This window comes from Paenibacillus sp. KN14-4R (assembly GCF_052180255.1).
Classification (GTDB): Bacteria; Bacillota; Bacilli; order Paenibacillales; family NBRC-103111; genus Paenibacillus_AM.
Genome location: NZ_CP197466.1, coordinates 3078608 through 3100995, shown reverse-complemented (window position 1 = coordinate 3100995; position 22388 = coordinate 3078608). Strand labels below are relative to the sequence as shown.

Annotated in this window: 25 protein-coding genes and 1 other RNA gene; 17 read left to right on the top strand and 9 right to left on the bottom strand. The window is 41.2% G+C overall.

Annotated elements, in window-relative coordinates; translation table 11 throughout:
* Positions 1-21: 21 nt before the first annotated feature.
* From ACSBOP_RS15180 to ACSBOP_RS15170, 3 genes are all read right to left on the bottom strand, one after another.
* Positions 22-270: a Sec-independent protein translocase subunit TatA/TatB gene (locus tag ACSBOP_RS15180; RefSeq protein WP_442601369.1), complete on the bottom strand. Its 249-nt coding sequence runs from the start codon at positions 268-270 to the stop codon at positions 22-24.
* Positions 271-384: 114 nt separating this feature from the next.
* The gene (locus tag ACSBOP_RS15175) at positions 385-573 is read right to left on the bottom strand and encodes a hypothetical protein (protein ID WP_442601368.1); all 189 of its coding nucleotides are present in this window, start codon (positions 571-573) and stop codon (positions 385-387) included.
* Positions 574-697: 124 nt separating this feature from the next.
* Positions 698-1519 carry a YitT family protein gene (locus ACSBOP_RS15170; RefSeq protein WP_442601367.1) on the bottom strand — a complete coding sequence of 274 codons (822 nt, stop codon included), beginning with the start codon at positions 1517-1519 and terminating at the stop codon, positions 698-700.
* Between the two features lie 412 nt (positions 1520-1931).
* Here ACSBOP_RS15170 and ACSBOP_RS15165 point away from each other — a divergent pair, with 412 nt between their 5' ends.
* The 4 genes from ACSBOP_RS15165 to ACSBOP_RS15150 all read left to right on the top strand — a co-directional run bounded on the left by ACSBOP_RS15165 (position 1932) and on the right by ACSBOP_RS15150 (position 5275).
* A complete protein-coding gene (locus tag ACSBOP_RS15165; protein WP_442601366.1) occupies positions 1932-3563 on the top strand; it encodes a DEAD/DEAH box helicase in 1632 nt (543 codons plus the stop codon).
* Positions 3564-3750: 187 nt separating this feature from the next.
* A complete protein-coding gene (locus tag ACSBOP_RS15160; protein ID WP_442601365.1) occupies positions 3751-4536 on the top strand; it encodes a YesL family protein in 786 nt (261 codons plus the stop codon).
* Positions 4537-4572: 36 nt separating this feature from the next.
* Positions 4573-4753: non-coding RNA, 6S RNA (gene ssrS, locus ACSBOP_RS15155), on the top strand.
* A 135-nt stretch (positions 4754-4888) separates the two neighbouring features.
* Positions 4889-5275: a DUF1499 domain-containing protein gene (locus tag ACSBOP_RS15150; protein WP_442601364.1), complete on the top strand. Its 387-nt coding sequence runs from the start codon at positions 4889-4891 to the stop codon at positions 5273-5275.
* Between the two features lie 78 nt (positions 5276-5353).
* Here ACSBOP_RS15150 and tpx read toward each other — a convergent pair whose 3' ends face one another.
* Entirely contained in the window at positions 5354-5872 is a 519-nt protein-coding gene (gene tpx, locus ACSBOP_RS15145; RefSeq protein ID WP_442601363.1) for a thiol peroxidase, read from the bottom strand.
* Between the two features lie 84 nt (positions 5873-5956).
* Between tpx and ACSBOP_RS15140 the strand changes: the two genes are divergently transcribed.
* Complete coding sequence (locus ACSBOP_RS15140; protein WP_442601362.1) at positions 5957-6847, top strand: LysR family transcriptional regulator; 891 nt, start codon at positions 5957-5959, stop codon at positions 6845-6847.
* Between the two features lie 65 nt (positions 6848-6912).
* Here the strand turns inward: ACSBOP_RS15140 and ACSBOP_RS15135 are convergent, their stop codons facing one another.
* Together ACSBOP_RS15135 and ACSBOP_RS15130 are read right to left on the bottom strand one after the other, a co-directional pair.
* Positions 6913-7605 (bottom strand): zinc metallopeptidase, encoded by a 693-nt coding sequence (locus ACSBOP_RS15135; protein ID WP_442601361.1) that lies wholly within the window; start codon positions 7603-7605, stop codon positions 6913-6915.
* A gap of 88 nt (positions 7606-7693) precedes the next feature.
* Positions 7694-8998, bottom strand: a complete 1305-nt coding sequence (locus ACSBOP_RS15130) for an MFS transporter (protein WP_442601360.1) — start codon at positions 8996-8998, stop codon at positions 7694-7696.
* Between the two features lie 148 nt (positions 8999-9146).
* Between ACSBOP_RS15130 and ACSBOP_RS15125 the strand changes: the two genes are divergently transcribed.
* Positions 9147-9683 carry a TlpA disulfide reductase family protein gene (locus ACSBOP_RS15125; protein WP_442601359.1) on the top strand — a complete coding sequence of 179 codons (537 nt, stop codon included), beginning with the start codon at positions 9147-9149 and terminating at the stop codon, positions 9681-9683.
* A 70-nt stretch (positions 9684-9753) separates the two neighbouring features.
* Here ACSBOP_RS15125 and cimA read toward each other — a convergent pair whose 3' ends face one another.
* Entirely contained in the window at positions 9754-11364 is a 1611-nt protein-coding gene (cimA, locus tag ACSBOP_RS15120; protein ID WP_442601358.1) for a citramalate synthase, read from the bottom strand.
* A 113-nt stretch (positions 11365-11477) separates the two neighbouring features.
* Here cimA and ACSBOP_RS15115 point away from each other — a divergent pair, with 113 nt between their 5' ends.
* The 3 genes from ACSBOP_RS15115 to ACSBOP_RS15105 all read left to right on the top strand — a co-directional run bounded on the left by ACSBOP_RS15115 (position 11478) and on the right by ACSBOP_RS15105 (position 14638).
* Positions 11478-12770, top strand: coding sequence for a DNA polymerase IV (locus ACSBOP_RS15115; RefSeq protein ID WP_442601357.1), 1293 nt, complete (start codon positions 11478-11480; stop codon positions 12768-12770).
* Between the two features lie 78 nt (positions 12771-12848).
* Positions 12849-13085 (top strand): ferredoxin, encoded by a 237-nt coding sequence (locus tag ACSBOP_RS15110; RefSeq protein WP_442601356.1) that lies wholly within the window; start codon positions 12849-12851, stop codon positions 13083-13085.
* Between the two features lie 137 nt (positions 13086-13222).
* A complete protein-coding gene (locus ACSBOP_RS15105; protein ID WP_442601355.1) occupies positions 13223-14638 on the top strand; it encodes a L,D-transpeptidase in 1416 nt (471 codons plus the stop codon).
* Between the two features lie 61 nt (positions 14639-14699).
* Here ACSBOP_RS15105 and ACSBOP_RS15100 read toward each other — a convergent pair whose 3' ends face one another.
* Positions 14700-14834: a hypothetical protein gene (locus ACSBOP_RS15100; protein WP_442601354.1), complete on the bottom strand. Its 135-nt coding sequence runs from the start codon at positions 14832-14834 to the stop codon at positions 14700-14702.
* 150 nt (positions 14835-14984) lie between these two features.
* Between ACSBOP_RS15100 and ACSBOP_RS15095 the strand changes: the two genes are divergently transcribed.
* Genes ACSBOP_RS15095 through ACSBOP_RS15085 form a run of 3 tightly spaced genes read left to right on the top strand, consistent with a single transcriptional unit; the run spans position 14985 to position 17337 of the window.
* A complete protein-coding gene (locus ACSBOP_RS15095) occupies positions 14985-16091 on the top strand; it encodes a quinone-dependent dihydroorotate dehydrogenase (RefSeq protein WP_442601353.1) in 1107 nt (368 codons plus the stop codon).
* 16 nt (positions 16092-16107) lie between these two features.
* On the top strand, positions 16108-16911 hold the full coding sequence (locus ACSBOP_RS15090; RefSeq protein ID WP_442601352.1) for a GTP pyrophosphokinase: 804 nt from the start codon (positions 16108-16110) through the stop codon (positions 16909-16911).
* 6 nt (positions 16912-16917) lie between these two features.
* The gene (locus ACSBOP_RS15085; protein ID WP_442604489.1) at positions 16918-17337 is read left to right on the top strand and encodes a DUF309 domain-containing protein; all 420 of its coding nucleotides are present in this window, start codon (positions 16918-16920) and stop codon (positions 17335-17337) included.
* Positions 17338-17377: 40 nt separating this feature from the next.
* On the opposite strand, the gene ACSBOP_RS15080 is transcribed toward ACSBOP_RS15085, so the two are convergent.
* Positions 17378-17887, bottom strand: a complete 510-nt coding sequence (locus ACSBOP_RS15080; RefSeq protein ID WP_442601351.1) for a thioredoxin family protein — start codon at positions 17885-17887, stop codon at positions 17378-17380.
* Between the two features lie 152 nt (positions 17888-18039).
* Here ACSBOP_RS15080 and ACSBOP_RS15075 point away from each other — a divergent pair, with 152 nt between their 5' ends.
* The 5 genes from ACSBOP_RS15075 (at position 18040) to ACSBOP_RS15055 (ending at position 22342) form a co-directional block, all read left to right on the top strand.
* A complete protein-coding gene (locus tag ACSBOP_RS15075) occupies positions 18040-18786 on the top strand; it encodes a pseudouridine synthase (protein WP_442601350.1) in 747 nt (248 codons plus the stop codon).
* Between the two features lie 28 nt (positions 18787-18814).
* Positions 18815-19612: a Cof-type HAD-IIB family hydrolase gene (locus ACSBOP_RS15070; protein ID WP_442601349.1), complete on the top strand. Its 798-nt coding sequence runs from the start codon at positions 18815-18817 to the stop codon at positions 19610-19612.
* Positions 19613-19700: 88 nt separating this feature from the next.
* Entirely contained in the window at positions 19701-20684 is a 984-nt protein-coding gene (locus tag ACSBOP_RS15065) for a hypothetical protein (RefSeq protein ID WP_442601348.1), read from the top strand.
* A gap of 129 nt (positions 20685-20813) precedes the next feature.
* On the top strand, positions 20814-21077 hold the full coding sequence (locus ACSBOP_RS15060; RefSeq protein ID WP_442601347.1) for a hypothetical protein: 264 nt from the start codon (positions 20814-20816) through the stop codon (positions 21075-21077).
* Between the two features lie 5 nt (positions 21078-21082).
* Positions 21083-22342, top strand: coding sequence for a S41 family peptidase (locus ACSBOP_RS15055; RefSeq protein WP_442601346.1), 1260 nt, complete (start codon positions 21083-21085; stop codon positions 22340-22342).
* Positions 22343-22388: the final 46 nt, after the last annotated feature.

Here is a 22388-nt window from a genome sequence, read left to right as displayed (position 1 = left end):
TTTTGAATCGATGGGATTTGTTTATTTTACATGTGGAGTCGTATTGCCCTGCGTTTGGGCTTGTTCATCTGAACGAATAACCTCAGCTGCTGGAATTTCTTTTGCAGGCTGTGCCTCGGTAGAAGATGACGTTGCTCCGTTAGTTGCATCTTTAAATTCTCTAAACATCTTACCCATTCCGCGTCCTAGCTCTGGAAGCTTATTAGGTCCGAATAACAATAGCGCAACAATAGCGATTAAAATAATGTGCCAAGGTGAAAAAGCACCCATAACTAACACCTCCAAATATCTAATATCATAGCATGAAACATCTGATCTTTATACAGCTTTACAATGACAATTATTACAAAAATACAACATTTTAAACCGAAAAGAAAACGCCCCCTAATGAAGCAAGGCGTCTTTGCGGTGTTCGGCTATACTGACTTGAATAATTTCGATGACATCCCCGGGATCAAGATGATCCAATCCGTATCGCAGAACAATATCAGATTCAAGCTCATTCGACTTGAGGAATGAGTAGAGCTCAGGTGTCAAGTTCATCACTATCCTGGACAGCTTTACGGTTTCCATCTCCCTCACCCTTCCAATCTTATGATCAGAAAATGACTTAGCAGAAATCACATGCTTTAAACCAGAACGAAATGAAATTCAATGTTATTATATCACATCTATATGGAAATGACAGGGTGTTTATTTAGGACAAACGATTGAATTTACCCCAAATTCCTGCAGTTTCAACAATATTGACGAATGCATCCGGATCTGTAGTTGTAACAATCCGCTTAAGTTCCGGCAACTCATATTTTGTTATGACAGTCATCAGTACATCATGTGGAGCATTCGAATATGCACCTTCAGCTTTCAGTACGGTCACACCGCGTGGTGTGCGCAGCATTTGCTCAAGCATGGATTCTTTTTTCGAGGTGACAATAAAGGCGGTTACTTTCACATGCTTGATATGCAGCATGTCCACAGCAACACCCGTGATGTAAATGGCAAGCATGGAGTAAAGGGCTAAATCCCAGTTATCTTTAAAATAACCTAAAGCCACAATCACAAGTCCATTAAGTACGATAAGTACACCACCGAGCGGGAAGTCATAGTGTCTAGTAAGAATGGAGCCGAGAATATCGAAACCAGCACTAGATCCGCCAATGCGAAGTAATAAGCCTGTACCCATTCCAATGAGCACACCACCAAAAACTGCCGCTAGAATGGGTGCATGCACGAATGGTTCTGTTGGAATAATAGTCATCATCCATGAGGTTAAAATAACAGACAGAACACTAATTACAATGAATCTGCGCCCAATGGCGACAAGTCCCCAGATGATAAGTGGTAAATTTAATAGGAAGTAAAGGATGGGAATTTTCCAATCCGTAAAATAACCAATTAGCATCGCGATTCCTGAGATACCGCCGCTTAGAAGTTGATGCGGAATCAAAAACTGATTGAATCCAATCGTGATGATCAGGTTAGCAAATAGGATGATTAGCACATCCAAAACTTTTTTCAAAGGATATCACCTCGGGAGATAATATGAAACAAACCTGAGTATAATACAAAACTAGAAAACTGCAAGATGTGCAGATCAAAAAGGGGAATTAATAAAGTATTCCATTTTTTGCAATTTGGAATAAATATTAAATGTGTACAGATGGTATTGGAAAAATGTTAAAGGATTATGCTATACTACCTTAGAGTGTTCTTAAGAACGGATTTCTTTTACAAAGGAAGCAAAGACTGTCGATGCATCATAATCATCTTCGAAATGAAGACTAGATAAAGTGGATAGAAGTCGTCCTTAAGGATATGACGAAGAGAATAGGCCTGTGGAGTCTGGCCGCCACATTGATGTTTGCGCGAAACGTTGATCCCCCGGATGGACTCTTAGGAGCCTGCTTAAACTAAAGGAGACAAAGATTAAATTGAAGACTTTTCAAGAGCTTGGATTAGAACCAAAAATACTACGTGCGATTACAGAAATGGGATTTGAAGAAGCAACGCCGATTCAAGAAAAAACAATCCCACTAGCTATGGAAGGCCGTGACCTAATTGGTCAGGCACAAACAGGTACAGGAAAAACAGCAGCATTCGGTATTCCATTGTTGAATAAAATCGAAATGACTGAAGATCGGATTATTGCTCTTATCATGTGCCCAACTCGTGAGCTTGCGATTCAGGTAGCTGAAGAAATTGGTAAATTGGGTCGTTTCAAGGGCGTGCGTTCCCTTCCAATTTATGGCGGTCAAGATATCGTAAAACAAATTCGCGCTTTGAAGAAAAAACCACAGATCATTATCGGTACACCAGGTCGTTTGCTTGACCATATCAACCGTAAAACGATCAAACTTGATGATGTACAAACGGTTATTCTGGATGAAGCGGATGAAATGCTGGATATGGGCTTTATGGAAGATATTCAATCCATCCTTAAGCTTGTACCGAGCGAGCGTCACACGATGTTGTTCTCGGCTACAATGCCTCCGAACATCCAAAGATTGGCTCAACAATTCTTAACTAACCCAGAACACGTTTCTGTAATTCCGAAGCAAGTAAGTGCGCCACTAATCGACCAAGCTTACATCGAAATTCATGAGAAACAAAAATTTGAAGCGCTTTGCCGTTTGCTTGATATGGAATCTCCAGAGCTTGCAATTATTTTCGGTCGTACGAAGCGCCGTGTAGATGAGTTGTCCGAAGCCCTTCAAAAACGTGGCTATGCTGCTGAAGGCTTACATGGCGACTTGTCCCAAAACCAACGTGATAACGTAATGCGTAAGTTCCGTGATGGCAGCATTGACGTACTCGTTGCAACTGACGTGGCAGCACGTGGTCTAGACGTATCCGGCGTTACTCACGTTATTAACTTTGACCTTCCACAAGATCCTGAGAGCTATGTTCACCGTATTGGTCGTACAGGTCGTGCAGGTAAAGAGGGTACAGCTTGGACATTCGTAACACCGCGCGAGATCGATCATTTACACTTCATTGAGAAAATGACACGTCACCGCATTACGAAGAAACCTTTGCCTAGTATTGCAGAAGCAATGGAAGGTAAACAAAAAGTAACTGCTGAGCGTATCATTGAATTGATGCAAAGTGATTCACATGCAGAGTACAAAGGTGTAGCGATTCAGCTTCTAGAGCAATATGATTCAGTTAACTTGTTAGGGGCAGCTCTAAAATTGTTAACGGGTGATAAGAAAGAAGTTAATGTAGAATTGACACCGGAAGATCCGATTCGCGCGAAGAAACGCCGTCCAGACATTCGTTCTAACGGTCGCCGTATGGGCGCTCCATTCGGTTCTGGTGGCGAGAGACGTTATGACCGCTCTGGCGGTGGTGGGTCTTACAACCGCGGTGGTAACCGTGATGGTGGCGGCGGAAGCAGTCGTCCGTACTATAACCGTGATCGTGACGGAGCATCTCGTGATGGAAATCGTTCATCATCTAATCGTGATCGCGGCAGCTACGGTGGTGGCGAGCGCAGAGAGCGCAGCTATTCTGGCGGTGGAGATCGTTCGCGTTCGAAACGTCAAGAAGAAGTTCAATCCTAATTGCAGGCTTCAAATTCGCGCACAAAGCACTAACGGAATTCAAAATGATCGAGGACATTTAGGTGTCCTCGTTTTTTTATACTCCTTGCAATATTAATTGCCAAGCTCTATCGGTTTGGGGTATTTTACGTTATAATTGATGGATAACATCTAAAGATAACAAGAGCAAGAAGAGGGGGCCTTTGTTTTGGAATTAAAAGGTTTTATGGGGGGCGCCTATCGGATTTCTGAATGGATCATGCGCCTTGCTTTTACTAACTTGATGTGGCTTGTTTGTTCACTGTTTTTACCATTCATTCCGATTATGCTGCTGTATATGGTTGACCCTGCACTAACACCTGAAGGATTTTATGTATTTTCCTGTATGCTAATGGGTATTATAGCACCGTTTACGATTTTTCCAGCTACCGCTGCTATGTTCACTTTGATTCGTAAATGGGTTCAAGGTGTTGACGATGTACCTATGCTTCGTACCTTTTTCAAAGGGTATAAGGAAAACTACTTGCAATCCATGCTTGGTGGAATTATAGCAATGCTTGCAACCGCTATTATTTATGTGGATTATAAGTTTTTTATGTCAAAAGGTGGTTCGTGGAGTTTCTTAGCTGCTTTCTTCATCCTATTTTCGATTATTTTCTTGGCGACATTATTTAACTTCTTCTGTATTGTCGTCCATTTAAAAATGAAGTTCTTCCCTTTGGTCAAAAATGCATTTTTGCTCACGATTGCGCATCCAATTGCATCTTTATTGCTTCTAGCAGTGAACGGAATCATTTGGTATGTGGCATATTTACAATACACATTCTTGGTTATTTTCTTTAGTGGTAGTGTTTCCGCATTCTTTGTCTATTGGCATTTCAATCGTGTCTTTTTGAAATTGCAAGCTAAAGCGGAACAAAATAAAGAAAAAGAAGATGAAGATGAAGATGAAGAGTCAATTTCTGACCATACCCAGGAATCGCCAACTCACTAAGCTTGAAAAGTAAAGCATACTGCTTTATAATATGTTTACATCCTGCGATGTACGTTACGATTTTAAGTTGTTTTGAACCAATGACTGTTTCTAGGGAGACTAATATCGCCGTGTAGCTGACACGCCTTGTTACAAGGATCTCAAAAGCACTGCTGCGGTCACCCACCTGCGAGAGCAGGTTCGAGACGCAAAAATCGGACGGCATCGCGGGTTTTTTATTTTTAAAATATCAATTATAACTAGAGCCCTTGGATGTTTTTCATCTAAAGGCTTTTTCTTCATGCTAAACAATGTTATGATAGAGTATAGTTCTCAAGGCCTGTATGCTATTTTCTTCAAAGGAGGAAGTCAGTTGTTAAAGCGTATTTTGGTTGGTTTAGTTCGCAGTCATGAACAGACCGGGGAAAAAGCGAAGGACCCTGCTTTAAAAACGAAGTATTATAAATTATCGAGGGATAAGCTTTGGGATGAAGTTATATATCTTCTTAACAAAACTCAAGGTTATAAAGTGCTTCATGAAGTGAAATCAGTAGGGGAGATTGTCGTAGAGAAAAGAACAATGTCAGGTAGAACACAAGATATTACGCTGACATTATATGGAATAACCCCATTGAAGTCGGCTATTGATATTTATTCCGCTTCACGCGGGTCATTAGGTGACTTAGGATCAAATTACCGCACCATTTTAGAGATTTACAAATTACTTGACGCAAAGCTTGAGCTAAGTAAAATTTCGTAGATCATTTAAAAAAACAGCAGAGTTCGAAATGTCGTAAGTGACCTTCGAACTCTGCTGTTGTTGTGTTTATTGTCAGAATTATACGAGTTTCTTCACAGCTTCTAATGCTGCTTCGTAATTAGGGTGCTCCGTCATCTCTGGCAAATATTCAACATATTGAATCGTGTTGTTTGCGTCGATAACAAAGATAGAACGCATATCAAGTTGGAATTCTTTGATCAATACGCCATAAGCAAGACCAAATGATTTTGTTTTGTAATCGGAAAGTGTTTCCACTTTGTCGATTCCAGCAGCGCCGCACCAACGAGCTTGAGCGAATGGAAGGTCAACAGAGATTGTAAGAATTGCTACATTCTCACCAAGTGTAGCTGCTTCTTCGTTAAAGCGACGAGTTTGAGCATCGCATACACCAGTATCAAGAGATGGTACGACAGAAATTAGCTTTACTTTTCCCGCATAATCTGCGAGAGTAGCTTCTGTAAGTAAGTTTTTGTTAACTGTGAAATCAGGTGCTTGATCCCCTACTTTTAATTCCGGACCTACAAGTGTAAGGGGAGCCCCTTTAAATGTGGATACATGGTTACGTTCGATCGACATGGTTTATTCCTCCTCTATGTAACATAGAAAATTTAAATATTTAACTTATTTATTATAAGCATATCGGAAGGAGATTGTCCACTCGTGGAATTGCGTCAGCTTCTTTATTTTGTAAAAGTTGCCAGAAAACAGCATGTCACTCAGGCATCTGAAGAATTAAGGGTAGCCCAGTCGGCAGTAAGTAGACAAATTCATATGTTGGAAGAAGAATTAGGTGTCACTTTATTTGTGCAAAAAGGGCGTAATGTACAATTAACTTCAGTAGGTCGATTATTCTTAAGTCGAATAGAAGGAATAATGACTGATCTTGAAAAAGCGGTCAATGAAATACAAGAATTTTTGGACCCTGACGCAGGGGAGATTCGCATTGGATTCCCGCATAGTGTCGTTCTGACGCTGCTACCAACCGTAATTGCTGCTTTTCGTAAAGATCATCCGAATGTGAAATTTTTGCTCAAACAGGGGACTTATAACAGTCTGATTAAGGATGTGAGCAAAGCTGAGATTGATCTTGCATTTATTTCACCATTCCCAGAGTCGCATGAACACGTAACAGGTCAAATCTTGTTGACCGAAGAGTTATTTGCGATTTTGCCTCCAGGTCACATGCTGGCTGAGTACAATGGGATCCGGCTAGAACAGCTGAAAGACGAGCCATTCGTTATGTTCTCTGAGTCTTACTCCTTACGCTCAATTGTAATGGATGCTTGCCTCAAGTCAGGATTCACCCCTAAGATTGAATTTGAAGCGGAAGAAACAGATACGATTAGAGGTCTTGTTGCGGCAGGAATGGGTGTTAGCCTGCTTCCGGAACTAGCCCTCGCCGAATATACACACTTAAAACCGGTTAAAGTAAAAATTATTGAACCAAAAGTAACACGTACAGTCGGCTTAATACGACGCCGTGATGAGAAGCTTCCTCTTATTGCAGAGGTTTTCCGCCGATTTTTACTAGAATATTTCCATTTAAAATGAAAAAAAGCTTTCTGCGACTGAATACGTCGTAGAAAGCTTTTATAATTCTTTATTGAGAAAATCCGTTAATCATTCCGCGAGTTCGCGATCATGATGTATTTAAGCAACTGAAGGACGGAAATTAATGCTGCTGCAACATATGTGAGGGCTGCTGCATTTAGAACTTTCGCTACGCCTCTTTCTTCCTCGTTCGTAATAAATCCGTTAGAAACCATTAATTCACGTGCGCGATTCGATGCGTTAAATTCTACAGGCAGTGTAACGAGCTGGAACAATACTGCCACTGCGAAGAAGATAATGCCTAGCGGTAATAGGAACTTGAATTGTTGGAAAATAAATCCGCCTAAGATCAGGAATGGTGCTACACCTGATGCGAAGTTAACTGCAGGGAACATACGGTGTCTAAGTACGAGCATCGGATAATGAACTTTGTGTTGAATCGCATGACCAACTTCGTGACATGCAACAGAAACAGCCGAAATTGATTTTTCGTAATAAACAGGCTCAGACAATCTGACAACGCGAGCAATAGGGTCATAGTGATCAGATAATGCGCCGCGTACTGGCTCGACAGGTACGTCATGAAGATCATTGTAATCAAGCATACGACGAGCAGCTTCATAGCCGGTTAAACCGGACTGGTTTGGAACTTCGCCCCATTTATTAAACGTGCCGCGAACACGAAACGATGCCCACATGGATAACAAAAACGCACCAAGGATTACAAAATCCATCCAATGAAAATAAAATGGAAACATATATAACACTCCTCCAAACATAGCATTTATTTATTTTATTATTAACTACTACGTAAGAAGGAGTCAAAGGTTTCATTTTGTGCCATTTTTAATTGATTTCCCCCTTAGGCTTAATAAGGAAGAAAACAAGCCCTAAAGTAATGAGCGAGAGGGAGGAAATCGAAATAAATAATGCAGCATGGGAGATGTCCATGAGCCATCCGAATAGCGGTGGACCGAATGCAACACCAATGAATCGCAGCGAATTGTAGATTGATGTGATCATGCCGCGCTCTTCTTTTTTTACAGAACCCGTTATCATCGAATTGAGGCAAGGCAGTAGGAGACCTGTACCTATTGCACTGAGGGTTAGAAACCCGATGAACACATAAAGGTTATGGTAAAAGAAAATGGTGAGCGTTAAGGAAGCTGTCATCAGAATAAGACCAATGTTCATGAGCCAGCGCATGAGTGTTCCGTTCTTTTTAATAAGCGCACCGGTTGTATAGGATGTAGTCACTAAGCCCAATAGTGGAATTGCCAATACTAATCCCTTCATGACACCATCGATGTTATAAGGAGGTTTTTCTAAGATATTGGACAGATAAAATAAAACACCGAACAAAATAAACAGTGCAAGTGAACCTGCAAAAAAAGATGTAATCAGCCAGCGGCCTTTTTCTTTTAAAATCGATCCGATCTTGTTTAGATATGGTTTAAGTTTGGGTGGTTCGGTTTTCTTCTTAGGTTCTTTGATGATAAAAATAACGGCAAGAAGCGATAACAAGCAAAATACGGGAAAGGCAAAGAAGGAAGCGTACCACACAATGAGTGCAAGCGCTGCGCCAATAATTGGTGATAATACCTTGCCTGCGCCGTTTGCAGCTTCAATTAAACCTAATGCTTTACTCTGCGTGCCATCATCATACATGTCTCCTACTAAGGCCATAGCAATAGGCGCTGTTCCAGCTGCCCCCATCCCTTGTATCGCCCTTGCAATAATGACGACTGTATAAGACCCCCAAATCGCGCCAAAGCCCGCCAGAACCCCCGCCGCTCCGTATATGATCAACGATGGAATCATCACAGCTTTACGTGAGTAGCGATCGGATAAATAACCGAGGACAGGAATGATCAAACCTGCAGTAATCGAGAATAAGGAAATAATAAGTGAACTTTGGAATTGGCTTACTTTGAGCTCCTTTTGCAATTCAGGCAAAATGGGTACAAGCATGGAATTACCTAATACTAATACGAGTGGAATGGTCGCTAAAGCGATGAACTCCCACACCTGACCTTTACTCTTGGCTTGATTATTCGTGCCATTGTTTCCGGTGGAGGCTTCATTGCTTGGTTCATTATCCATATCGCTTTGAAAGCTGATGTTTAGTTTGCGTGGTTTTGTCGTTGCCATGAGCGCACTCCTTTGTCCTTTTGTCCATTCTTAACATTAGGTTTCCCAACCCACATGAGGACATACTGTGAACAAATATGGCAACAAATTGTATTCTATTTGCGAAGAAGAATATAATAATGAAAAAAGTGAAAGATGAGGTCATCAGGTGAAGAAAAATCTTCTCGTTTTGTGTGTCGTGATTTTTTTTGCGGGGATCGCGATTTATCAAAATATACATACCCGAAGTGAACAAACCAACGTAGCAGTTGAAGAACAAGCGAAGCCAAATTACTTGGTTCCGTCATTTACTTTACCATCACTTGATGGAAGAGATTATCAAGTAGGTGGGAAGCGGGACAAGCCATTATTAATAAATTTCTGGGCATCTTGGTGTGGTCCTTGTCAGGAGGAAGCACCTGATTTGGTGAAGTTGTATCAGAAGTTTGAAGGCAAATTTGACCTGTATGCCGTGAATATCACCCAAGGTGACTCCATGCGTAATGTACGGGCATTTGTAGAGAAGCATCAATTCCCATTCCCAGTGCTATTAGATAAGGAAGCGAAGGTTTCGGAGAAGTTTCGTGTCCTTGCTATTCCAACGAGTTTCATCGTCGATAAAAAAGGAGTTATTCGAGAGATTTTTTATTCAGAGACTTTTAATTCTTTGAGCAAGAAGATAGAAGCTGTATTAAAAGAAACTTAATCCGTCCGTTGTGAAAAAGTACAAGCCCATCGATATGGAATCGATGGGCTTGTTTCAGTCATGTTTCATCTTAATGATTTACAAGTCCTAAGCGTTCTTGTTCTGGTTCGAAATTAGAGGTAATCTGCTTTCCGATGAGCGCATAACGGATCGAATCGATAAGTGCTTGCCAACTGGCCTCGATGACGTTGCTGGAAACGCCAACTGTGTTCCAAGCGTTTTTCAAATCCGAGGACTCGATCAACACTCTTACTTTAGCGGCGGTTGCACCTTTTTCGTCAAATACACGAACTTTATAATCAGACAAATGGATGTTCTCGATTCCTGGGTAGAACTGAACGAGAGCTTTACGCAAGGCTTGATCGAGCGCATTAACAGGTCCGTTCCCTTCAGCTGCTGTGAAGATCGTCTGATCGCCTACACGAATACGGACAATCGCTTCTGTTACAACACCGCGGTCGTTGGATTTCTCAACCATGATTTTAAAAGAATCAACAGAGAATGTTTCTTCGACACTATCCATTGCTTCACGAAGTAACAGCTCAAGAGAGGCATCTGCACCTTCGAATTGAAAGCCTTCATGTTCCATTTCCTTAATGCGCTGAATCACTTCACGTGCCTTATCAGACTGATCAAGGTCAATACCAAGCTCTTGTGCCTTGGAAACAAGGTTGCTTTGCCCAGCAAGCTCAGACACAAGTACACGCTGTTTATTACCTACTTTTTCAGGGATAATATGTTCATATGTCGAAGCTGCCTTCAAAATGGCGGACACATGAATGCCGCCTTTGTGTGCGAATGCTGCGCTGCCTACATAAGGTTGGTTAGCTGGCATATGCATATTGGCAATTTCACTAACGAATCGAGCGGTAAGACGAAGTGTCGTTAATTGCTCATCCGTTACACAAGAATAGCCAAGTTTTAATTGCAGATTAGGAATGATGGAGCATAAGTTGGCATTGCCACAGCGCTCTCCATACCCATTAATAGTTCCCTGTACATGCTCGGCACCAGCTTTGACAGCGGCAAGCGTATTCGCAACACCTAGCTCACAATCATTATGCGCATGAATACCAATTGGAGTAGAGAGGGCTTGTTTAACATCGGATACGATGGAGAACACTTCATCTGGCATCGAGCCGCCATTCGTATCGCAAAGCACGATACAATCAGCACCAGCTTCCTCCGCTTTACGTATCGTGTTAAGAGCATATTCGGGATTATTCTTATATCCATCAAAAAAATGCTCACCTAAGTAAATGACTTCAAGGCTGTTGCTTTTTAAAAAAGAAACGGAGTCATAAATCATATTTAAGTTTTCTTCTAATGTCGTTTGAATCGCGGTATGTACATGGAAATCCCATGACTTCCCGAAGATGGAGGCGACAGGAGTACCGGATTCAACGATTTTGTTCAAATTCACATCGTCTTTAGCAAAGGAGTCTTTACGTCTAGTTGAGCCAAAAGCAGAAATTTTGGCGTGCTTTAACTTCATGTCTTTGATACGATTAAAAAACTCAATGTCTTTAGAATTGCTGCCGGGCCATCCGCCCTCAATATAGTGAACACCTAAATCATCAAGCTTTTGGGCGATTTTTATTTTGTCTTCAACGGATAAGGATACGCCTTCTCCTTGAGTTCCGTCCCTCAGAGTTGTGTCGAATATTCTGATAATTTTCATCGTGTACGGTCCCCCTAATTTGCGCTATGAACTGTCAAATGTATAATTGATAATTATATCATAATAATCTGCTTATTGGTTATGTTTTCTGAAAATAAAGAGGTGTTTCATAGATGAAGTTAGATTCAAGCTATCCGAAAAATGGCCGTGTCATCCTCCATATTGATATGAATGCCTTTTATTGTTCGGTGCATGAAGCCGTAGAGCCAGAACAATATAAAGGAAAGGCTATCGCTGTCTCGGGCTCCGTGGAGCAGCGTCGTGGCATTATTGTGACATCCTCATATCCAGCACGGGCTGTTGGTGTGAAGACGGGAATGCATGTGCATGAAGCGCTGAAACGCTGTCCAGATCTGATCTTACTCCAGCCTGATTTTGACTTGTATCGGGAATACTCCAGAGAGTTTATGAAAATTGTATATGCATTTTCTCCATTAGTAGAACCAGTATCTATTGATGAATGTTATATTGATATAACAGGATCCAAGCAGTTTGGGACGCCACTTGAGATTGCAGCGTTGATTCAACAGCGTATTTTAAAAGAATTAAGATTGCCTTGTTCGGTAGGAGTCGCCCCGAATAAACTGCTAGCGAAGATGGCTTCCGATATGAAAAAGCCTAATGGACTAACCGTTCTGCGATTGCGAGATGTTCCGCATGTTTTGTGGCATCGGCCTTGTGTAGAATTGTTCGGGATTGGACGCAAGACAGCAGAGAAGCTGAGTCGTATCGGAATTCGAACAATTGGTGAACTGGCGCATGCGGAAGAGCAGCTGTTAACGCGTCACTTTGGGATTACAGGGCCAGCATTGAAAAATGCAGCAGCGGGACTTGATTATGCACCAGTGAATCCGAATCGAGAACAAAATAAATCGATTGGGCATACCACTACTCTGCCGCATAATATTACAGATCGCGCCGGAGCAGCTAAAGTACTGCTTAATTTAAGTGATGGAGTCGCGCGGAGGATGCGCCGTCAGCAGTTAGTAACAGAGACGATACAGCTTACTATCCGTGATCCGGACATGCATACGATTACAAGATCGATGACGATTCAAGCGCCTACAGATCTGACACAAGATATTTATCATTGGGCTTGTATGCTCTTAGATAAACATTGGAAAGTTGGGGATCCGATTCGTCTGCTCGGTATCACTGCTCAGAATTTAAGCAGTAAGAAAGAGCGTCCTCTACAATTGGATTTATTCGAATATGAAGAGCTGCCGAAGAAAGAAAAATTGACCGAAGTCATGGACGAACTTCGAGATCGTTTTGGTGAGAATGCGGTGGTCACACTTGGGATGCTCAGTGATGATCCATCGACCTTATTAAGAAATCCGAGAATAAGAGGAACGTCTTTGCAAATGGATCATTTGAAACAGCATCCTCTCTCGGAGGAAGAATAATATTTTCGTTTGAACTTTAGAATATTTTATATTATATTGTATTGTAGAGTGTGGATAATTCTGAGGAGGAAGATAGAGATGGCGAAGTATACTTGGGTAGAAAAAGATACATGTATTGCATGTGGCGCATGTGGTGCAACAGCACCAGATATCTATGATTACGATGATGAAGGTCTTGCTGAAGTGATTTTCAAAGGTGACTGCAATCACGGTAACACTGAAATTTCTGAAGACTTATATGATGATTTGCAAGATGCACAAGATGGTTGCCCTACAGATTCCATCAAAGTTGCAGACGCACCATTCAATAAATAATTTTATGCATTTATTAGAACCGTTCCTTCTGTATAAGAGGTGCGGTTTTTTTATATGCTTGCAATGATTTACAATTAGTCCCTTCTTTGCCGATAAAGAATGTATCAATGATGTTCTTAGGCGAGGGGTGTGCGGGCATGAAGGAGAAAGAAAATCATCATTATTTTAAAAAATATGTGCATGAGCATCCCAAGGATAAGTTCGCTTGGTATTTACTAGGTAAGGAATATGCGGAGAAGGGTCAATTGGGAAAAGCTGCTTACTGCTTTGCTAAATCGGAGGAAGTCTTTGAAGCGTTCGAAACAACAGACTCTCCGGCCATGCAGCAAATGAGAAAAGTAGTCAAGGAAGCAAGGCAAAGTACGCAGAAAAAAAAGCGTTCATGGAAAAGAGCAGGAGTGGCTGCGCTTTTATTGCTGCTGCTCCTCGTTCCGACTGATGTATTGGATTTGACAAAAGATCCAGATAAGCGACTGGCAGAACAAGTAGCAGGTCAAATAAATGACACATCAAATGTGACTTTCTATTATATGAATAAATTCGATCAAGCTGGAGGAACGAAGGATGCGCTTGAATTTATGTTGGGAACGAGTCAGGAGCGTTCTGTACAGCGTATCTTACTCGCAAGTGAGAGAAGCCAGGATTATAAGTGGCAGTTCTGGTTTGTACCTCCCAGACCGATTCTAAGTGTTCAGAACGCAGTTCAAAGCAGCCAAGCGTTGATCCGGTATTTTGATGCCGCTACATGCAACTGTACCCCTGATGATCCAAGCTCATATCGTGGATCGATTATAAAATGGCAGCGAGTACAAGAAGAAGCGATTGTTCTGGATTCAGCGATAGCAGCATTCGAACGTAAATTCGGGAAAAAGCCGCAAGTTATTGAGCAATTAACGGCCTCGTACCCGAACAATATACTTAGCGGTGTTACTCCCGCTATGCGGCAGATGTTCGATGCAAAACAGAAGGCTGTACAGGATAAAGAATCAGCAGGGCAGTCGGGGAAGGTGGCAATAGGCGGTGATTTATCAAAACAATCAAACAACGGAGAAACAAAGTCCCAGCAGCAAGCAAAGTCCCAGCATCCGCTTGAGAAGCCGTTGTCTATCGTTATTGATAAAGCCAATTATCAGTTAGCTATTATGTCAGATGAAATCATCCTGCGAACCTACAGCATTGGATTGGGTGGGGAACGTACACCTGAGGGTGAATTTGAAATTAGTGAAAAGGTTCGTAACCCGAATGGAAAATCAAATGGAGAATTTGGTTCAAGAGGAATGACACTTTCGGATACGCTGTATGCCATACATGGCACGAATAAGCCAGAAAGTGTTGGGAAGGACGAGTCTCTTGGTTGCATTCGGATGCGTAAAGAAGATGTAGAAGAAGTATTCGATATGGTACCTCTATTAACGAAAGTGACAATTGGGCGTAATAACCTACCACCGATTCCATCTCAACAGGACCCTTCGGAATCAAAGCTCCCAGCCTTTAAGCTACCTCCGCAAGCGAAGGAAGAGAACTCACGTAAAGTATACAAGTGGTTAAATTAACAATAAGCCCTTCCATTGAAGGGCTTATTAGTGTGGAGTTTAATATGTAGGGCTATTATTTTTAGGGATTGAAAATAAGTAAAACAACCATGATGACGACTAATGCTACGAAAACGGAGCTGACCCAGATGATTGCTTTTTTGTTCACTTCATTTTTGGGTTTTTGTTTCATCGGTACTCTATGAGCTTTGCTCATCGCAATCCTCCTAAACAGTTGTGACTTTGTCTTTAATAGGTTTATTATAACAAAATGTAAGCGGTTTTAAAGTAAATAATTTTGCAATCAACGGACGAAACGTATAAACTGTCTTTTAGAGTCTAGACGAACGGAGTTGTGTAAACGAACGTGCTATACAAAAATGTAGGGAAAAAAATTCTTTTTAAAATGGACCCGGAGAAAGCCCATAACGTCGTGATTGGGGGATTAGGTTTAGCGGGTAAAGTACCAGGTATGAGTGGATTACTTGGGGCGATATACGGTGTACCTGCTTATGCTGAATTGGCAACCACGTTATGGGGGATTTCATTTAACAATCCAATTGGCTTAGCCGCAGGGCTAGATAAGAACGCACATGCGATAGATGGATTTTCAAATTTAGGATTCGGATTTATGGAAGTTGGTACCGTGACACCGAAACCGCAACCAGGTAATGAGAAACCTAGATCGTTCCGACTGCCGCAAGATGAAGCACTTATTAACCGAATGGGCTTTAACAATGTTGGTATTGAAGAGTTATCTGAGAATATCGCCAAAACGAAGAATCGCAAAATCCCGGTAGTCATTAATATTGGGAAAAATAAAGTGACTCCGAATGAAGAGGCAGAGCAAGATTATCGCACCTGTATTCGTAGATTGTATGCGCAAGCGGACTTTTTTGTTGTGAATATTTCATCACCGAATACACCGGACTTGCGTAATTTACAGCATGGCAATGATTTATCTAATCTACTTGCTGCCGTCGTGGACGAGATGAATATCCAGAAAGAGAAGCATGGTGATCGTGGTAAACCCATTCTTGTGAAAATTGCACCGGATCTAACGGATTCGGAGTTAGAATCAACCGTTCAAACGATTCTAGAATCAGGTGTATCTGGTATTATTGCATCGAATACAACGATTAGTAGAGATGGGCTCTCTCATCCGAATCAAAAAGAAACTGGCGGTTTAAGTGGAAAGCCGCTGACTCATAAATCGACTGAAGTGATTCGCAGAATTTATGAATTAACAGAAGGAAAACTGCCGATTATTGGAAGCGGCGGTGTTTTTAATGCACAAGATGCTTATGATAAAATAAAAGCAGGTGCAAGTCTCGTTGAAATTTATACTTCACTTATTTATGAAGGCCCAGGTGTCGTCAAACAAATTAATGAAGGTCTAATAAAGTTATTAAAGCAAGATGGCTTCACCCATATTTCAGAGGCCATCGGTGCAGGAGTACACGGAATTCGTTAGAGCGGAGGCTAAAGCGATGGATGGACGCGATTGGAAAAGATTTCTTTTTCCGTATGAACAAGCAGTTGAAGAATTAAAAATAAAGTTTAAAACCTTACGCACGGAGCTGAAACGCCGTGAAGAATATGCACCCATTGAATTTGTTACAGGTCGTGTGAAGAAAATTTCCAGCATACTGGAAAAAGCGAAGCGACTTGAAGTTGGGATGGATGAATTAGAAACCGGGATCGAAGATATTGCTGGTATTCGTATTATGTGCCAATTTGGCGAAGACATCATGCGAATTGCTGCTATGATTCGTGAACGCGAAGATATGAAAGTGATATATGAGAAAGATTATATTACGCATAAGAAAGAGAGCGGTTATCGCTCCTTCCACGTCATTGTGGAATATCCAGTTCAAACTTCACTTGGCATGAAGCGTGTACTTGCAGAGCTTCAAATTCGTACGCTTGCGATGAACTTTTGGGCGACGATCGAACATTCTCTGAGTTATAAATATAAGGGCAGTGTTTTACCTGAAGATGTGCGTATGCGTCTTAGCCGAGCGGCTGAAGCGGCTTATATTCTCGATCAAGAGATGTCAAATATTCGTGATGAAATCGTGAATGCTCAGATGTCATTTGAGGATGATTCCAGCTTAGTAACGAAAGTATTGAATGATATTCAAGAATTGTTCTACTACCACAGGGTACGCGAAGCGGTACAATTCCAATTGCGCTTTAATGAAATATGGGAAAAAGAAGATGGCGAGATGCGGCAGCTTTCGCAAGAGGTTGAGGCGGCGATGGTGAAAGCGAAAAGTTGTTATCGTTCGTAGATGACGATGAATCATATGGATCCCTTATTCGTTCAATTTCTTTATTATTTCAACGTTACCCGAGATTATTATGTGTGTCATGATGTGATGGAAGAGTTATGGCTTGAGGAAGGCCGCAAACCACTCTATCAAGGTCTGCTTCAAGTAGCAGTTGGTTTGTACCATCATGATAATGGTAATGTCAGTGGGGCTATTAAGCTGCTTAGAGCCGCACTTGAGAAGCTTACACCATATCCTAATTGTATCTTGGGTATTCATCTGGATGCTCTGGTGAACGATGCGTCTAGATACTTACATAAACTTGAACATGTGGAGGCAGCTCCATTCTTACCTTATGATCTTGATATTCAAATTTTAGATAGAGAATTACAAGAATGTGTAGAGGCGTTGATTCATTCTCCACCAGATAACAAAAATGACGAGTAAGGCTGTTACCAGCTTACTCGTCATTTTCTACATATACAGCTTATGCTTTATATTTTTCCAAAAACTTTTTGAACACATCAAGCGAGTTACCGCCATCGCCTTCTCTTTCAGGAAGACCGCCGACTAATTTATCTACTGCTACTCCGTCTTTATAAGCGACAAGAGTAGGCGTGAATTCAATGTTATACTGTTTGAAGCCTTGTCTATATTCTTCTAGGTTAAGCATGACTACATTAGCACCCATCTCTTTTTCCATTGGTGCAAGTTTAGGTGTTGTAGCCTTACAATGTGTGCAAGTAGAAGCATAGAAATAGACGAAAAAGCTTTCTTTATTGGAGATCTTTTTATCTAGTTCAGCGGGTAGGATCGTTTGGCTATAGTTCGGATCTTTGAGGAGCTTAACTGTTTCAGGGTGAAGCTTAGACGGTTCAACCCCGTAAATATTGTTTTTAAATTCGTCGTTCTTCGCATTTAGCGATTGTTGATTCACAACATATAAACCGCCGAATAGAACGATGATGACACTTAGGAAGATAAGCAGTTTTTTCATTTTACACCTCTTCGTTAATCGTTGTATAGTAGAACATCATAACATATATTCGAGATTCAGGGCTCTTCTCCTCTTGGTAATTTGTGAAAAAAATGGTTGATTTCGTGAATGAGAATGAGAGATGAGATTGAAAATAAGGAGTTGAGATTACCGTGGCTGCAAAACAAAGATTAGATAAAGTGCTTGCTCATCTTGGATATGGTACACGCTCGGAACTGAAGAAGCTTGTTAAAAGTGGTGTAGTGACAGTCAATGATGTTCTTGTGAAGGATAGTGGGATGCAGGTTAACCCAGAGGCAGATCGGATTATGGTCGCGGGGGAAGTTATCGTATATCGTGAATTTGTATACCTGATGATGAATAAACCGCCAGGGGTTGTTTCAGCGACAGAAGATCGTAGAGATCGAACGGTTGTCGATTTATTGCCGCAAGCTTTTCAGCCATTTGATGTGTTTCCAGTAGGTCGGTTGGATAAAGATACAGAAGGTTTACTGCTACTAACCAATGATGGGAAGCTAGCTCATAATTTGTTGTCCCCACGCAAACATGTTTCCAAGACGTATTTTGCGAAAATTGATGGTGATGTTGGTGAAGCAGATCGCGTGGCATTTACTGAAGGGGTTACACTTGATGATGGCTACAAGACATTGCCTGCGGAACTACAAATTATTCAACCAGGTTCCAATGCAAATGGTGTGTACGCAGAGATCGAGCTTACGATCGTAGAGGGTAAGTTTCATCAAGTTAAACGGATGTTTGAGTCTGTAGGGAAAAAAGTCGTATACTTAAAAAGGATATCAATGGGGCCGCTAGCGCTTGATCCTGCACTACCACTTGGGAAGACGCGTGAACTGACAGATCAAGAAATATTGGATTTACAGCGGCACAATCATATATAAATTTGCAACCATGCTGGAGGGAATTACGATGACATATAAATTGATTGCTTTGGATGTAGACGGAACTTTAATTGACGACCATCATATATTGACGGATCGGACAAAGGATGTTCTTCGCCGTGCACATAACGCGGGGATTCAAATCGTATTATGTTCGGGAAGAAGTCCGAAGTCGATCTTTCCACTGCTTGAAGAAATCGGCTTTGAAGGGACGGCAATTGCGCATAACGGTGCAGCAACGGTGCTGTCGCAGGATAGTAAGTTGATTCATGAGTTTGCTTTCTCCGCTGAAGAAATTACTCCGTTAATTCGATACTGCCGTGAACATCAGATTCATTTTGACGTGAGCACAGCGTTTGATTTGTTTGTGGAATCTTGTAAGCCTGAAGAGAGGGAGATGTATGCGAAGTTCTTTATCGACCCCATTGTTCATGAAGATGCGACTACACTAGGTATGCTTGTCAAAATGACCTTATGTGCGGAACCAGACGTTATGGATCGTATTGAGGTAGATTTGCGGGACAAGCAGATCACAAGTGGGTTTCATATGATTCGAAGCGGGGATTATTTTATTGACTTCATGCATAAAGAAGCTACGAAAGGCCATGCACTTAAGGCGCTAGCGGCTTCTTGGAACATTCCACGCGAGCAGATTTTGGCGATTGGCAATTATTATAATGATATTGAGATGCTGGAATTTGCAGGGCTTGGGATTGCGATGGATAATTCCCCTGAAGGTGTGAAAGAAGCGGCAGATGCCGTTACTTTATCTAATAATGAAGACGGTGTAGCAGTTGCACTTGAGAAATATTGCTTGAATGTGTGATATTCTTCGTGGAGATTGGGAAATGTATGAAGGGAATGTGAGTCATTTCAGTCCTATTTTCCATAACTACGAGGAGGCGTGAGAAGCGATGGCTGGATTCATCCTGAGACCTGACCTAAGAACAGCAGGCGGAGAAGTAAGTGATATTGTATGGGAAGATCAGTTTGTAGGAACGTTAAGCTTGGTTTATCGGGAATCAGATCGTATTTCCGGTGCGCTTCAGTTGGAAGAGGGTTCACTCAGCGATTCTGAAAAGGATGAGGTTCTTGCTCATATCGAGGAGTATGTACAAGGCTTAATTGATGCGCTTGGCGTAAATGAGTGTGATGTCATCGTAACACACAGCTCGTATGAGCGTGTTATTTCCACTTCAGACGAATCAGATTTAGAAATGTTTGACATGGAAGAGGATGATGAGGAAGAGTTTCTTGACATTGAACGTCCTTGTACATTTTTCGAGTTAGTTCTGATAGCAATTTCGCATGGGAAGGCCGAGTATTACATTTACAATGAGGATAAGCAAGTGATGGCAGAAGTTTTTTGCGAGATTCATGGTCAAGATGTATTCGGTACGATTGACTGGTTATTTGATCCGATGGAAGATGAGATGGAAGGTGCGGCAGATCTGATAGCTGCTGAATTTGAGGATAGCGCGATCGATTCTTTTGTCCTTGATATGTGTTATGACGGGGAGATTGTAGATACCGTTGAGCTGCTTCACGAAGCCTTATTGGAGTACTCAGATCAAGACATTCTCGATGCAGAGATGGATATGAATGAATACCATATTGAGTTGGTTCGAGATGATGGTGATACCGTCACTTACGAGATATATAACATGTCTTATGGTGCGCTGCCGATTGGAAGTGCGACAGTAGATCTGAGTCATCAGCAAATAACAGGATTCATTGACTTCCGTTCAACGAATGAATTAGATGATCGCGTGCAAATCGCGAAGATACTGATGGACGAAGTAGATAAGGAGCGGGATTGCGACCATTTTAACGTAACGATGCTTTGCAACAATGAATTGATTGACGAGCTTTTCTTGGAGGCTGAGCAAATTCATTAGTTCCTATAGTATTAAGATAAATATCAAAAAGTGCAAACCGAAATGACGGTTTTGCACTTTTTTTGTCGAAATCATCTTCACAGCACTCACTAATTGTTAGATAATGGAATGAGAAGGGTGTGAGTGCGGATGAAAATGAACCAAGAGGAACTGGGCCATCTCGTTTTTTTATCAGAGGTTGTACTTAGTGGGCGGAAAAAGGGACTCATGGAGGAAACGCTGCAATGTTTGCTATACATTGTTAAATCTCTCGAAGAAGCGGAACTACCAGACAGTGTCATAGCAGAGATGAACTCCTTAATGGAAGCAATTGAGCATGAATTAAGAATTGAAAATGATCGTGTGAAGGAAATCGAATATCATCTTAACCTGCATCGACAAAGAAAGGTGTAAAGGTAATGAGGCGTGTAACTAGATTTTGGATCGTCATCTGTATAACAGCGGTGGCAGGATTAGGTGGTTTATTATTGATGAGCAGTGAACGTACTGCTAGTATACGTTCAGAAGACTCGATCCAACAATGGAAGGAAGATCTTGATTTTCTTGCTAATGAGCTTCCGCAGAAACACATCAATCTGTTTCATCAAGTTAACAAGGAACAGTTCATGGACAAGGTGAATAAACTAAAAGAGCATCTGCCGCACATGACGGACCAACAGCGGAAGGTAGGCATCATGGAACTTATTGCATCAGTGGGTGAAGCACATACGAATGTAGCAGCCATTGATAGCAAACTTCCTATGTATTTATTTCAGTTCTCAGATGGCATTTATTGTTTAATGGCAAATTCTGAATACAGCTCAATTGTAGGAAGAAGAATTACACAAGTTAATGGAATCGAAATTGAAACAGTAAGGAATGCTTATCGTAAAATCATTCCACATGAAAATGAGTATTGGATTAATACCATGTTTCCTCAATATCTGACGGACACTGATCTATTAGTCGGGCTTGGTTTATCAAAGCTGACAAATGAAGTGGAAATTACATATATAGATCAAAATGCACAACAACACAAAATAAAGGTATCGATACCAACAGAAAACAATGTGAAAAAAGATGTCATACAGATCGCATCCCCACCTCTTTACTGGATGTATCAAAATGAATATTATTATTATCAATACATCCCGGAACAAAAAACGATGTATTTTCAATACAATAGATGCATGGAAGACGAAAATAAAAATTTTAATGATTTTGCGCGAGAAATGCTAAAAGAAATGAAAGAAAAGGGTGCAGAGAAGTTAGTTGTTGACTTGCGTCTTAATGGGGGAGGTAATTCGGCACATATCGCTCCTCTTATGGATAATTTTTACAATACTTTTGATCAAAATCAAATTCATACATACGTTTTGCTTAGTAATAGAACCTTCTCTTCAGCATTATTTAACGCTATCGATTTGAAAGATAAATTGTATGCGACATGGATTGGTGAACCTACAGGTGGAAAACCAAATTCATATGGCGACATATTATCTTTGCAGCTTCCACATTCTAAGCTCAAGGTATATTATTCCACGAAATATTTTAAACTTGCATACGATGATAACCAGGTGTCATTTTTCCCGGATGTTCCTATGAATTGGATGATGAAAGATTTGATGGAGGGTCGCGATCCTCTGATGGAGTATGTTTTCGAACAAAAGTATGATTAATAGAAAAAAGGGGCTATCCTTCGGAAGAACTTACTTCCGTCCGGAG